We start from the raw sequence: 11,636 nt of genomic DNA, 5'->3' as shown, positions 1-11,636 counted from the left end.
GCAAGGGGAAAAACTTAAAACAAGTATTTAAATTCGATGATAAAGATCAAAGACGTCGACCAGTTTCTACGTCAAAATGATGCTCATCAGAGCGATGCCAAGAAACGTGGAAAGATTCAGGAATATCAAGAGCCGTAGAGCAGGCCAATCTCAAAAAACCTTCAGGAGAATCAAGGTAAAAAAGCTGAGAACTACCAAGCCATTCGCGAGACATTAGCTTGCAAGGAAGCCCCTCGTTAGCAAAGAAAAGAGACTCTGGCCTGACCGCAGTAATAACATCATTCTTAGGTCGGAGGCAATTGATCTGAGGACGACCAATAAATTTGGCAATAAACAAAGTTTCGGGGTGGTGATAAAGCTCAGAAGGAGTTGCAACCTGTTGAATTCTTCCGGAATGCAAAACGGCGATACGGTCAGCAATAGCCATCGCTTCGTGCTGATCATGTGTAACGTGGATCACCGGTTTTTGCCTGTCGAGTACCAGTCGACGAAGCTCAGGCCTTAATTCCTCGCGAAGTTGTGCATCTAAATTGCTCATAGGTTCATCGAGCAAATACACATCTGGATCACGTAGCAAAGCTCTTGCTAATGCCACCCGTTGCCTTTGACCTCCAGACAACTTTGCCGGCAACACATCTGCTCGGTCATGCAACTGGACAAGTTCAAGCATGGCTTGAATTCGATTTTGACGATCAATTGGACGAACTCCTCGCACTCGTAGGCCGAGTTCTAAATTAGCGAAAACACTTAAATGTGGAAGTAAGGCATAGCTTTGAAACACCATTCCAACAGCTCTTTGTGCTGCAGAAACATTCGAAACATTCATCTGATTGAGAGTAATCTCACCTTCAGAGACTGTGTCTAGTCCTGCAATCAGTCGCAAGGTAGTACTCTTACCACAGCCAGATGGACCCACTAAAGCGACACATTCACCATCCTCAACATGTAAATTGAGATGGCGAACAATCCATTGTTGCCCAACACGACGTCCTAAATCTTGGATTTGAAGGGTCATCCTTTTACAGCTCCGCTAGTAAGACCAGACACAATGGGTTTTTGAAAGATTAAAACAAGTAAAACCAAGGGAATCGACCCAAGTACTGTTGCTGCCGCATAAGCACCATATGGAACAGAATAAATCGATGATCCTGCAATGCGTGCCATGGCAACCGGCAGAGTTAATTTGTTTGAATCACTGATCCAGGTTAAGGCAATTGGATACTCGTTCCAGGAAAACAGAAACACAAGAATGGCAGTGCTAGCGGTAGCAGGTGATATCAACGGGATCAGAATCCAACGAAAACGTTGAAAAAGTGAAAGACCTTCAAGCTTTGCGGCATCCTCTAATTCAGGCGGTAGATCATTAAAAGCATTATTGAGTAAAAGGATGGCCAGCGGTTGAGATAAAGCTGCGTAAGGAAGGCTTAATGCCAAGAGTTGATTGCCTAAATTAAATTCCCGAGCCAACTCAAGCAAAGCTAAAAAGAGTAAAACGTAAGGGAATAAGGCTGCACCAACGAGAGCCAAACGACTGAGAATAGACAATCGTCTAGGAATCCGATTCAGAGCATAAGCAGCAGGAAGTGCTAGGACCAAGCAGAGTAAAGTGCTGGATACACCTACAATGAAACTATTGACAAGATACCGCCAAAATGGCGGATTAGCATTTAAAACATTCTGATAATGAGTCAAGGTCCAACGGTGATCATGTGAAATGAACGGCTGAATAAGAGCCTGATCACTACAAAAGGACGTATAAACTTGCCATAACAATGGACCTAAAGACCATAATAAGAGCAGGGAGATAAGAAAACGTCTATTCATGACTCAATGACTCCTCGAGACTTTGAATGAGTAGGAATAAGAATTTGCAGGAACATCCAGGCAAACACACAAATCAAGCTTATAAGCATAAAGCTTGCCATAATAATGGTAGAGCTGTATCCAAAATCTAAAAACCTGAGCGCATTCCAATATGCGTACAAAGCAATACTTTCAGTACTACTTGCAGGTCCACCTCCTGTAAGGACTTGAATTAAATCAAAAACTCCAAAAGCTTGAGCAATTCTAAAAAGTAAAGCGAGAAGAATATAAGGGCGGAGTAAGGGCAATGTGATTCTTCTTAAGCAGATCAAAGAATTTCCACCCTCCAGCCGTACTGCTTCATAAAGGTCAGCTGGAATCGTCTGCAACCCAGCTAACAAAATTAAGGCTGCAAATGGCGTTGTCTTCCAAACATCTGCCCATACGGTAGCCATCCATGCAAAATTAGGGTCGCCGAGAATATTTAGTGAACCAATCCCAGCCAACTTGGTGAAATGATCAACAGGTCCATAAGGTGTATTGAAGATCCAACGCCAACCAAGCGCCATCACTGTGGTCGGTAAAGCCCAAGGGATGAGCGTCAATGTTCGAACCACATCTCGGCCTCGCCAGCGCTGATCCAAGAGGAGAGCGATGCTAAGCGCTAGAATCAGTTCAAGACCAACAGATACTCCTGCAAAACGCAGTGTTTGCCCAAGATCCTGCCAATATCGCTGATCTTGCATTAAGCGCAGCCAATTGGCACCTCCATTCGGAATCGCAATTAAGCCAGTCATCACGGAGTTTGCATGGAAACTTAGCCATGCGTACCGAAATAAGGGACCCACAAAAACAATAAAAAGCAGCAGCAAGGCTGGAAGTAAAAGAAAAACAATCATGATTGCTCACCTGCTGAGATCAAGATTTGATTGGTGTTGGCAGCAGCTACATTCATCCCCTCTTCTGGTGTTTTTTTATCGGTAAGGATGCTACTCAGTTGGCGAGTTAATACGTCACTAATTTGAGCATATAAAGGCGTTTCGGGTCTTGATTTAGCAACTTTTAGGGCTCGAACGAATTCAGCAAGGATAGGTTTATCTTGTAGTAATTGAGGATCATCAAAAACACGTTGTTGTGTTGGAGAATAACCATATTTGAGAAACAACTGTTTTTGTGCAGTCTCACTGGTAAGAAAGCGAACAGCTTCGATGGAAGCATCCACATGGGTAGAACCTTTTAAAACCGTGAGCCCCCAGCTTCCAATCGTTGCGGTGGAGTGCCCGGGATTAGCAACCATGGTGGTGATTCCAACATTCCCCTTCACGGCACTATCTGATTTTTGCAGCTCGGCCCAGGCGTAGGGCCAGTTACGCATGAAAGCGGCGTCTCCTACCTTGAAGCTCTGTAGAGCCTCAGGTTCTCCATAATTGGTGACTGATCTTGGACTGATACCTTGATCAATCAGTCCCTGTAGCCACGCCGCTGCTTCTACACCAGGTTTTGAATTTAAGCCAATTTGGTTGACATTGGTCTGCAACCAATCCCCTCCAAAACCATCAATCATCTCTAAATAGACACAACTGAGTCCCTCATATTGTCGTCCTTGCCAGACATAACCCCAATCTACCTTTTTCTCATTTTGTAGAGCTTGACTCACTTGAACTAAGTCATCTGGAGTTTCTGGAGGTCGTTGCATCAGATCAGTTCGGTAATAAAGTAAGCCCATATCTGAGTTCATAGGCCAACGATAAAGGTGTCCTTTGTACGAGTTACCCGCACGTGCTCCGACCACCAAGGTATCTACATCTGCTTCGTTAAAATAACTTTCTAAAGGTTCAAGCCAGCCAGCTTCAGCATACTTTGCCAGCCATGTGACGTCCATTAGTAGTCCATCAAATGGGGCTTTGCCCAGAAGCAAACTACTAATCGCCAAATCAGACATGGCTTCTGTTTCTAATGGACCCTTAATAACCTGAAGTTTGATATCACCACGGTGCTCTTGATTAAATTGCTGGACTAAATCTTGAGTAGCGTCAGCAAATGGAGCTGCCATCAAAAAGGAAACTGATTCAACCGTTTTTGCCTGTGCAAGTCCAAAACCAGCACTACAGATCAAGACAACAAAAAGTGACGCTAGGATCCTACGTATGAACTGATTCTCCCTCATCAATCATCACAATTTTGAGTTTCAAGTGCATCCATTTGTTCACTTACCCAATCACTCACGGTAAAGCTTTCAACAGCACTACTCATTCTACTCATTCTTTTAAGTTGTTCATCTTCCGGCATCTCCAATGCACGTTCAATGGCCTCATCCATCTGTCGATGTGAATAAGGGTTGGTCAAGATTGCGCCATCAAGAACAACAGAAGCACCGGTAAACTCAGAGAGAACTAGTACACCACCTCGATCCTTACGAGCTGCTGCATATTCCTTCGCAACTAAGTTCAATCCATCGCGCAGTGGTGTAATCCAACAGATATCCGAACGAGTAAACCAAGCAACCATTTCTTCATAAGGTATGCGTCGTGTAGAAAAACGAATAGGAACCCAATCAATCAAACTAAATCGTCCGTTAATTCGACCTGCGGTTTCTTCAATGGTGCGTTGTGTTTCTTCGTAGATTTTCATGCCACTTGCAGCGGCAACACAAGCAAGCATAAGAACTACTTTTCCATGCCAATCAGGTCGATGCTCAAGTAGCCGTTCAAAGGCAAGCAAGAGCTCTTCATTGCCCTTGGTGTAATCAACACGGCTAGCAGAAAGGATGAGTTTTCTACCCTTCTTGGTGTCATCATCTATCTGATCGGCTAATTCTTGAACATCAGCACGTGCTGCAAGCTCTTGGATAACATCGGGTGATGTCCCAACAGGCGATGACAAGAGTTGTATCTTTCGTCCTTTGTAATGTAAATAAGGAGTTTCAGATGGCTCCGTTAAAGCTGAACCGGTTGGAGCGAATCTTGAATTGACAGGTATCTTGGATCCTTTCTTTGCACCTAATAAACAGTTGGCAGCTCGCGCGAAGTTTTCGGTATAACGCGGAATATGAAACCCTACTACATCGCAACTAAGGAGACTTTCAAGAATTTGTTCGCGCCAAGGTAAAATTGCAAAGACATCATTTCCAGGGAATGGTGTGTGATGGAAGAATGCAATCTTTAGGTCAGGCCTTAATTCTCTGATATAACCAGGAACAAGCCACAAATTGTAGTCATGAACCCACACAGTTGCTGAATCTGCGGCTTGATGACAAGCAGCTTTAGCAAAACGTAGATTAACTTCTTCAAAGATTCCCCAGTCGGCGTTATTAACGTTAAAATGGGTTGGGAAGGTATGAAGTATGGGCCAAAAAGATTCTTTTGACGTGACATGATAAAAACTTGATATCTGATTATCTTCTAATGGAATTCTGCACAATGTAAATGGTTTCGGATCAGACATCGCGATACTTTCATCAGCTGAATCCTCAACCTTGTCTACTTTTCTCCAAGCAATCCATGTCCCATTTTTTCGCGTACGAAATAAATTTCTAAGCGTTGGGATGATTCCGTTTGGACTTTTCTGATCACACCAAATTCTGTTGCCCTTTTCATCCTTTCCTTCATCAAATGGCGTGCGATGGTACAGAAGAATGAAAGGACTTTGTCCTTTTGTGACCGCCATGCTTCACCTCCCTTTACTGACTCTGCCGAGTCATGGTCTACGTCCCATCTCTAACACGCGCAGAGGACTTACCCGGTTTGTAACTCCTTGAGACGGCTGAGCACCTCGTTGGCATGACCAACTGGTCGAACTCCTGTCCAAGCAGCTTGAAGCACAGACTCTGGATCAATAAGGAATGTATGGCGCATCGAGTATGGCGCCATCCAAGAGCCGTAAGCTTTGCTTACAACACCATCAGGGTCTGAAAGTAAAGGGAACTTCAGCTCCTCAGAACTACAAAATGATTCATGATCGCTTACTGAGTCAGCACTGATAGCAACAACCTCTGCTCTTTGCTTTTTGAACTCTGGCAATGCTTCCTGAAAGCCATGAGCTTCGATTGTGCAACCAGAGGTGAAATCTCTCGGATAAAAGTAAACGACAAGCCAACGTCCTTGAAGGCTTGTCAAACTCCAGTGATTTTGATCTGGATTGACACTACTGAAGCCCAAAAGATCGAAATCAGGAGCTTTGATTCCGATTTCGGGAGACGTACCACCTAAAGCCCGTACACGAGCGGGTGCCAATAAAAAAATCCCTGCTCCCAGAACTGCAGTCTGGAGTAGGGATCGTCTTTTCATGAAACCGTTGTTGGTTTCAAAATTCTAGAGAGGCTTCACAGCTTTCCGAGATCAACGCCCAGTGAACGTGCGTAGGCACCCAACCCTTTCTTCTGGATGGTCTTGAGGGCACGTGTCGTGATGCGGATGTTGATCCAACGCTTTCCCTCAGCCCACCACAGGCGACGCTGCTGCAGATTGGCCTGCTGCAGCTTCTTGGTACGAATATGCGAGTGACTCACAGCCATGCCGTTGTTGGCGCGAGTACCTGTGAGCTGACACACCCGTGACATAACGGCGTCCTTAAGAAAGCGGTGGCCAATGGCCGAGTCAATAGTTTAGCAAAGTGTCTGCTTAGAGACCTCGTTCCATCAATTGCGACATCAGCTGCAAATTTTTGTTTTGGAAGTTTGCAAGCTCCTTGGGATCTAAACCTCCCACTGACAGCTTTGCAGTGTCATAAAGATGTTGAGCAAGGTCTCGTGCAAGCATTTCGCTTGGTGATTGCCCAGAATCACCAACAATGACCCCACCGGATTGAAGTCTGAGCAGACCCTCCACAAGGGGATGCTTTTGATTGACCAACAACACGTGATAATCGGGTAAACCCGGTAGTCGTTGATCCATTAATGCGCCAATATCATTCATACGACGCATTTGTTCTGGAAGCAAAATCAGAGCCGCAGGCCCGTTTGATCCAGATTTGAGCGCTTGAACCTGAATGGTGACTTTATCGTTAGACAATGCATCTTTAATTAATTTGCGCAAACTTTCGCTCTTCGTTTCCCCATCACCATCACTCAATTCGGGTGTTTCTTCCTTAAGTGATGCATCCAACTCAGCATCAACACGCTGAAATTTCAATTCTTCATGTCGTGATTCAAGCCAAGGGAGGAATTGACTATCAATCACCGTATCGGCGAACAACACTTCACGCTCTTGAGAAGTCCATAGGTTGAGCGCTGCAGATTGTGATATTTCGTCGGTGCAATACAGGATTATTTTTTCATCATTAGGAAGCCTTCCGCGATACCCATCAAGTGTGGTGAAGTTGCGCTCGTTACCTCCAATTGGATCAGAGGTATCGTCAGTGGAGATTGAAGCATTGGTGGCGAACATCACCAGTTCTTCAACCTGTTCAGCAAATTTATCATCTTCCATCGCTCCAATTTTTACGAAAGGGGCAAGAGACTCCCATGCTTCTGCATAGGCTTGTGGTTCATCTTTTTTAAGACTACGAAGACGATCAGAGACTTTTTTGGCAACGAAATTACCAATAGAGCGCACACGTCGATCCGTCTGCAGTGCACTTCTACTTACATTTAATGGGATATCTGGAGAATCAATCACTCCCCTCAATGGCAGAAGATAGCGTGGAACAACTTCCTTAATGGAATCGCTCACAAACACTTGATTGCAGTAGAGCTTAATTTCTCCTTTCTCCCAATCAGCCCTACCGGTTTGCTTGGGGAAAAAGAGAATTCCTTGTAGGTTATATGGATAATCAGTATTTAGGTGCACCCAAAGCAAGGGGTCGCCTTGAAATGGATAGAGATAATTATAAAGATCAATATAATCTTGATCCGAAAGTTCCCGAGCATTCTTACGCCATGGAGCGACCATTTTGTTAACTGTTTCCCCTTCAAGCTGAACAGGTACTGACATGAAATCGCAGTACGTATTGATGAGTGTCCTAATCCTTGCAGGTTCTATATATTCCAATTCCTCTTCCATAAGATGCAGGATCACATCGGTTCCTGCATCTGTGCGTTCTGCACCTGTGAGATTGAAATTAGGAGACCCGTCGCAGGACCAACGCACGGCTTCATGGTCGGGTTTGGCAGATTTGGTAAGCAATTCAACCCGCTCCGCCACCATGAAGCTCGAATAAAAACCTAAGCCAAAATGTCCAATAATGGCATCATCTTCTTGTTTATATTTCTCAAGAAAGTCCTCAGCGCTTGAAAATGCAACCTGATTGATATAGCGCTTTACTTCATCTGCCGTCATACCAATTCCGTTATCGGAAATGGTCAGAGTTTTAGCCTCGCGATCGACGTGAATTTTGATCGTGCCGTCGTCTCCCTCACTGCAGTCTCCAGCCATTGCTGCCATTCGACGCTTGTTGATGGCATCAACGCCATTGCTAACAAGCTCACGCAGGAATACCTCATGGCCGGAGTAAACAGCCTTCTTGATGATCGGGAAGATATTCTCGGTGTGGATCTGAATTTGACCCTGCTCGTCCAACACCGCCATGACAGCAACTTGAAAAACTGAATTTTAGAGATAGAACCCCTGAGAACACAACAGCCTATTGAGGGGGTTCTCCGAACCTCCGATCAAACAATGTGTTCATTTGGATGCACAGATGGATGCAGAGACATTCATTAGACGAGGGATCGCTGCATGGAACCTCTTTCTAAGCAATATCAATAATACATAAAAAAACACGTATCCAATAATTAGAGATTATTAGCTAGTAACGGTTAAAGATGACAAGTAAATTGATATCGTACAACCCACTGATGGATTGTTGAATATCGGTAATTTGCTATCAGCCAGGTATTTGTAAATCTGCCCTCTCTTCAGGAAGGATTGCATTAGCCACGGGGCAAACCTGGAGACAAATACCACAGTCAATACAGGTATCGAAGTCAATCCAATAAAAATCCGTTCCTTTTTTGTTTTTGCCATTCCCTGGATTGATACAGGCAACGGGACAAGCATCAACACAGTCAGCCACGCCCTCGCAGATGTCGGTGACAATGGTGTGTGCCATAGATGTTAGTAACTCTCCCCATCAATCTAGTCAGAGAGCCAGTCGATGGTGTTGCATCCAGAAGTCTTGAGACGCTGTTCAGCTTCTTCGCGATTGGAACAAGACTTGAGATCACATTGAGCGACTTGTCCTTGTGCATGCCAGCTCGTCTGTTTCAAGAGTGCTTTTTCAAGACTTGAGTGGTCGCTCCAGCAAATTAAAACTGTGGATTCTCGTTTGGGATTCTCGGAACTCGAGCCAGGTAGATCACGAATGTCATCGAGGCAGAAACTAAATCCCACACCCCCAGCATTTGCCTCGCTCTCTCCGCATCGCTCTACTAGTCCGTCATATCGCCCTCCACGGGCAATGACCACCGGAGCTGAAACCCCCTGACAAACGAGCTGAAAGACCAAGCCGTCATACAACTCATGGTGAGGGTGAAAGGTTGGATCCAATTGCAGTGTCAGCGATTGTTGTTGAGCGAGGGGACTGAGATGCACAAATAATCGCTTTAATTCATGCAGAACAGGTTGTGAGCCAAAGCTTTCTGCCAATCGATCAAGAATGGTCATGGGTGTACCACGACAGTCCAAAAGCATCACGAGTCGTGCAAGATCCGTTGCTTCAAGATCCATCGCTTCAAGTCCAAGCCGGTCGTACTGAATTAAGCAGCTGCGGATGTCATCCCGATTTGGTTGCTCGAATGGTGCCAACACCAATTCCATCAACGCGGTATGGCCTATCAAGAGTTGGGGCTGATGCTCTTCCAGCAGCGAGAGAGCACTCATTGCCTCTAAGAGGAGGGTTAAAAGTTCAAGTTCTGCTGCCAGATCTTTCACGCCAAAGAGCTCAACACCGCTGTGCAGTTTTTCTTCGATGCACAGCCCCCCCTCTTCTGCCGCACGGCTCTCGAAAATGGTTCCGCAAGCACAAAGTCGCAGCGGCCTAGGTCGATCCTTCAGTCTTGTGCAGGCTGCTCTAGCAATCGAGGCTGTCATCTCTGGCCGAAGACCCAGCGGGTCATCGGCTACAAGTCGAACCACGTCATGGCTTGCAATGGCACCACCGGCCATGAGTGTGTCGAGCCGTTCCACCTGTGGTGGCGAAACCTCGTCGTATCCCCAGTGGCGATACACCGTCGCCAGCTGTTCCCTTAGATGCTGATTTTGTTGGACTTGCTTCGGATTCAGATCTCGAGCGCCCGTGGCGGGTTGCAGGGCCATCCAGCTAGTCAACAAAACACGAACAACGATCCTATGACTGCCGAACCTCAAGCTCCATAAAGCTTGGGTGAGAAGGCGGTCACGCAAGCGAGCTCTTGCTTGAGTGGGAGGTGAAGTCCTGGTGACGTCGCAAGAATTCTTCCATTCACCACATCAAACGCAGAGTTTCTGTAGTCACCAACGGAACCACCAGCACAAGCCACCAATGCAGCGCCTGCAGCAAGATCCCAAGGCGCCAAACCACGCTCCCAGTAACCGTCCAGTCGCCCTGTGGCCACAAAAGCAAGATCAACGGCGGCGGCCCCACCGCGACGCACACCACGACAACGATGGGTTAACCAACAAAACTCGGCGTAGTTGTTATCGATAAGCTCATGCCTGTCGTAAGCAAATCCCGTCACAAGAAGGCTGTCCTGCAAGCTGCTGCAGTCACTCACGTGAATCGGGTTGTCGTTGACAAAGCTCCCTTGGTTGGGAGAACACCAATAGGTCTCATTTAGGAATGGCACTGCCACTGAACCCAGCAGTGGTTGCCCCTTCCAGATCAAACCAACGGATGTGGCAAAAAAGGGATATCCGTGGGCAAAATTCGTCGTTCCATCGAGAGGATCCACGCACCAGCAAAGAGCGCCTGGTGTACCACTGGACCCGGTTTCTTCGGCAAGAATTGCAATGGCCGGCGTCTGTTCTCTCAGATACGCGAGAACAACTTTTTCAGCGGCAAGATCGGCGTTGGTAACCAAGTCGCCTACGCGACCCTTACTTTCGATGCTGCTGAGGCGGCCGTAATGCTGCATGAGCACGGCAGCTCCAAGGTTTGAAGCTGTTTTGGCTACCTCAGCAAGCTGTTGCTGGCTTGATGCGTCGAGGGCAGCATCAAAGGCAACTTGCCGGCAATCAAGTTCTGAAGTCATCACTCCTCATCCAAAGGAAGGCCAGGACGCACCTGACCACGTCCGAAATGTCGACCGAACTGCAGTTCATAAACCTCATCCTCATCTTGCGTCACCGCTTCGAGAGGACCGATAGCTCTTGCAACACAAAGCAATCCATAACCCTGTTGTCTGAGCTCTTTTGAGAGTCCCATGGCCTCAGCCTGATCGAGCTGTCCCCTTTGAACTCTCACTGCGCAGGACGTACAGCAACCGTTACGGCAAGAGAAAGGCAGCGGGTCGCCCTGCTGCTCAAAGCTCTGGAGGATGTACTCCCCCTCGGGGACTTGATGGGTGATCGTTCGTCCAGCCTGGGGCCAATGAATTGTGACGGTGTGACTTGGTCTCAAATCAGGTCCTCAGGAAACGCCCTGCTACATTCTCACTTCAGCCACTGGAGAGGTGGCCGAGTGGTCGAAGGCGCAGCACTGGAAATGCTGTATAGGGGCAACTCTATCGAGGGTTCGAATCCCTCCCTCTCCGTTAGCTAACCCTCAAACCCCTGGATCACAAGGGGTTTTTTATTGGAAAGTATTTCCTAACAAAGGGATAGGATCCTAAAACAAACATAGAGCAAGTTTTGATCGAGCAATGAATGTGATCAACACGCAAAATATCTATACAAAAAACTTAAATGGAATCAGAGTAA

At 46.5% G+C, this 11,636-nt stretch carries 12 protein-coding genes and 1 tRNA gene; 1 reads left to right on the top strand and 12 read right to left on the bottom strand.

The features are described from left to right. Positions 1-46: 46 nt before the first annotated feature. The 12 genes from SynMVIR181_RS06485 to SynMVIR181_RS06430 form a co-directional block, all read right to left on the bottom strand. On the bottom strand, positions 47-1,015 hold the full coding sequence (locus tag SynMVIR181_RS06485) for an ABC transporter ATP-binding protein (RefSeq protein ID WP_186588662.1): 969 nt from the start codon (positions 1,013-1,015) through the stop codon (positions 47-49). Beyond that, complete coding sequence (locus SynMVIR181_RS06480; protein ID WP_186588661.1) at positions 1,012-1,824, bottom strand: carbohydrate ABC transporter permease; 813 nt, start codon at positions 1,822-1,824, stop codon at positions 1,012-1,014. The genes SynMVIR181_RS06485 and SynMVIR181_RS06480 overlap by 4 nt, the downstream gene beginning before the upstream one ends. Further along, on the bottom strand, positions 1,821-2,702 hold the full coding sequence (locus SynMVIR181_RS06475; RefSeq protein ID WP_186588660.1) for a carbohydrate ABC transporter permease: 882 nt from the start codon (positions 2,700-2,702) through the stop codon (positions 1,821-1,823). Before SynMVIR181_RS06475 ends, SynMVIR181_RS06480 begins: the two co-directional genes overlap by 4 nt. Further along, complete coding sequence (locus SynMVIR181_RS06470; protein WP_186588659.1) at positions 2,699-3,970, bottom strand: ABC transporter substrate-binding protein; 1,272 nt, start codon at positions 3,968-3,970, stop codon at positions 2,699-2,701. Before SynMVIR181_RS06470 ends, SynMVIR181_RS06475 begins: the two co-directional genes overlap by 4 nt. After that, positions 3,970-5,469: a glucosylglycerol-phosphate synthase gene (ggpS, locus tag SynMVIR181_RS06465; protein WP_186588658.1), complete on the bottom strand. Its 1,500-nt coding sequence runs from the start codon at positions 5,467-5,469 to the stop codon at positions 3,970-3,972. Before ggpS ends, SynMVIR181_RS06470 begins: the two co-directional genes overlap by 1 nt. 68 nt (positions 5,470-5,537) lie before the next feature. Further along, positions 5,538-6,089 (bottom strand): peroxiredoxin, encoded by a 552-nt coding sequence (locus SynMVIR181_RS06460; protein ID WP_186588657.1) that lies wholly within the window; start codon positions 6,087-6,089, stop codon positions 5,538-5,540. 35 nt (positions 6,090-6,124) lie between these two features. Next, positions 6,125-6,361 carry a 50S ribosomal protein L28 gene (gene rpmB / locus SynMVIR181_RS06455; RefSeq protein ID WP_186522701.1) on the bottom strand — a complete coding sequence of 79 codons (237 nt, stop codon included), beginning with the start codon at positions 6,359-6,361 and terminating at the stop codon, positions 6,125-6,127. A 61-nt stretch (positions 6,362-6,422) separates the two neighbouring features. Next, on the bottom strand, positions 6,423-8,327 hold the full coding sequence (htpG, locus tag SynMVIR181_RS06450) for a molecular chaperone HtpG (protein ID WP_186588656.1): 1,905 nt from the start codon (positions 8,325-8,327) through the stop codon (positions 6,423-6,425). A 298-nt stretch (positions 8,328-8,625) separates the two neighbouring features. Beyond that, positions 8,626-8,850, bottom strand: a complete 225-nt coding sequence (locus tag SynMVIR181_RS06445; RefSeq protein WP_186588655.1) for a ferredoxin family protein — start codon at positions 8,848-8,850, stop codon at positions 8,626-8,628. A 26-nt stretch (positions 8,851-8,876) separates the two neighbouring features. Beyond that, the gene (locus tag SynMVIR181_RS06440; RefSeq protein ID WP_186588654.1) at positions 8,877-10,055 is read right to left on the bottom strand and encodes an ATP phosphoribosyltransferase regulatory subunit; all 1,179 of its coding nucleotides are present in this window, start codon (positions 10,053-10,055) and stop codon (positions 8,877-8,879) included. 47 nt (positions 10,056-10,102) lie between these two features. Next, positions 10,103-10,969, bottom strand: a complete 867-nt coding sequence (locus SynMVIR181_RS06435) for an inositol monophosphatase family protein (protein ID WP_186590399.1) — start codon at positions 10,967-10,969, stop codon at positions 10,103-10,105. Next, positions 10,969-11,337 (bottom strand): 2Fe-2S iron-sulfur cluster-binding protein, encoded by a 369-nt coding sequence (locus SynMVIR181_RS06430; RefSeq protein ID WP_186590398.1) that lies wholly within the window; start codon positions 11,335-11,337, stop codon positions 10,969-10,971. The genes SynMVIR181_RS06435 and SynMVIR181_RS06430 overlap by 1 nt, the downstream gene beginning before the upstream one ends. A gap of 46 nt (positions 11,338-11,383) precedes the next feature. On the opposite strand from SynMVIR181_RS06430, the gene SynMVIR181_RS06425 reads away from it, so the two are divergent. Further along, a tRNA-Ser gene (locus SynMVIR181_RS06425) sits at positions 11,384-11,470 on the top strand. Positions 11,471-11,636 lie beyond the last annotated feature (166 nt).

Source organism: Synechococcus sp. MVIR-18-1 (assembly GCF_014279835.1).
Classification (GTDB): domain Bacteria; phylum Cyanobacteriota; class Cyanobacteriia; order PCC-6307; family Cyanobiaceae; genus Synechococcus_C.
The sequence above is the reverse complement of the archived record's forward strand: the minus strand, read 5'-3'. Positions and strand labels throughout refer to the sequence as shown.

Coding starts and splice junctions, on each gene's coding strand:
- SynMVIR181_RS06440 (WP_186588654.1), bottom strand. CDS start 10,055: ATGGCCCTGCAACCCGCCACGGGCGCTCGAGATCTGAATCCGAAGCAA.
- SynMVIR181_RS06470 (WP_186588659.1), bottom strand. CDS start 3,970: ATGAGGGAGAATCAGTTCATACGTAGGATCCTAGCGTCACTTTTTGTT.
- rpmB (WP_186522701.1), bottom strand. CDS start 6,361: ATGTCACGGGTGTGTCAGCTCACAGGTACTCGCGCCAACAACGGCATG.
- SynMVIR181_RS06435 (WP_186590399.1), bottom strand. CDS start 10,969: ATGACTTCAGAACTTGATTGCCGGCAAGTTGCCTTTGATGCTGCCCTC.
- SynMVIR181_RS06475 (WP_186588660.1), bottom strand. CDS start 2,702: ATGATTGTTTTTCTTTTACTTCCAGCCTTGCTGCTGCTTTTTATTGTT.
- SynMVIR181_RS06460 (WP_186588657.1), bottom strand. CDS start 6,089: ATGAAAAGACGATCCCTACTCCAGACTGCAGTTCTGGGAGCAGGGATT.
- SynMVIR181_RS06445 (WP_186588655.1), bottom strand. CDS start 8,850: ATGGCACACACCATTGTCACCGACATCTGCGAGGGCGTGGCTGACTGT.
- htpG (WP_186588656.1), bottom strand. CDS start 8,327: ATGGCGGTGTTGGACGAGCAGGGTCAAATTCAGATCCACACCGAGAAT.
- SynMVIR181_RS06480 (WP_186588661.1), bottom strand. CDS start 1,824: ATGAATAGACGTTTTCTTATCTCCCTGCTCTTATTATGGTCTTTAGGT.
- SynMVIR181_RS06485 (WP_186588662.1), bottom strand. CDS start 1,015: ATGACCCTTCAAATCCAAGATTTAGGACGTCGTGTTGGGCAACAATGG.
- ggpS (WP_186588658.1), bottom strand. CDS start 5,469: ATGGCGGTCACAAAAGGACAAAGTCCTTTCATTCTTCTGTACCATCGC.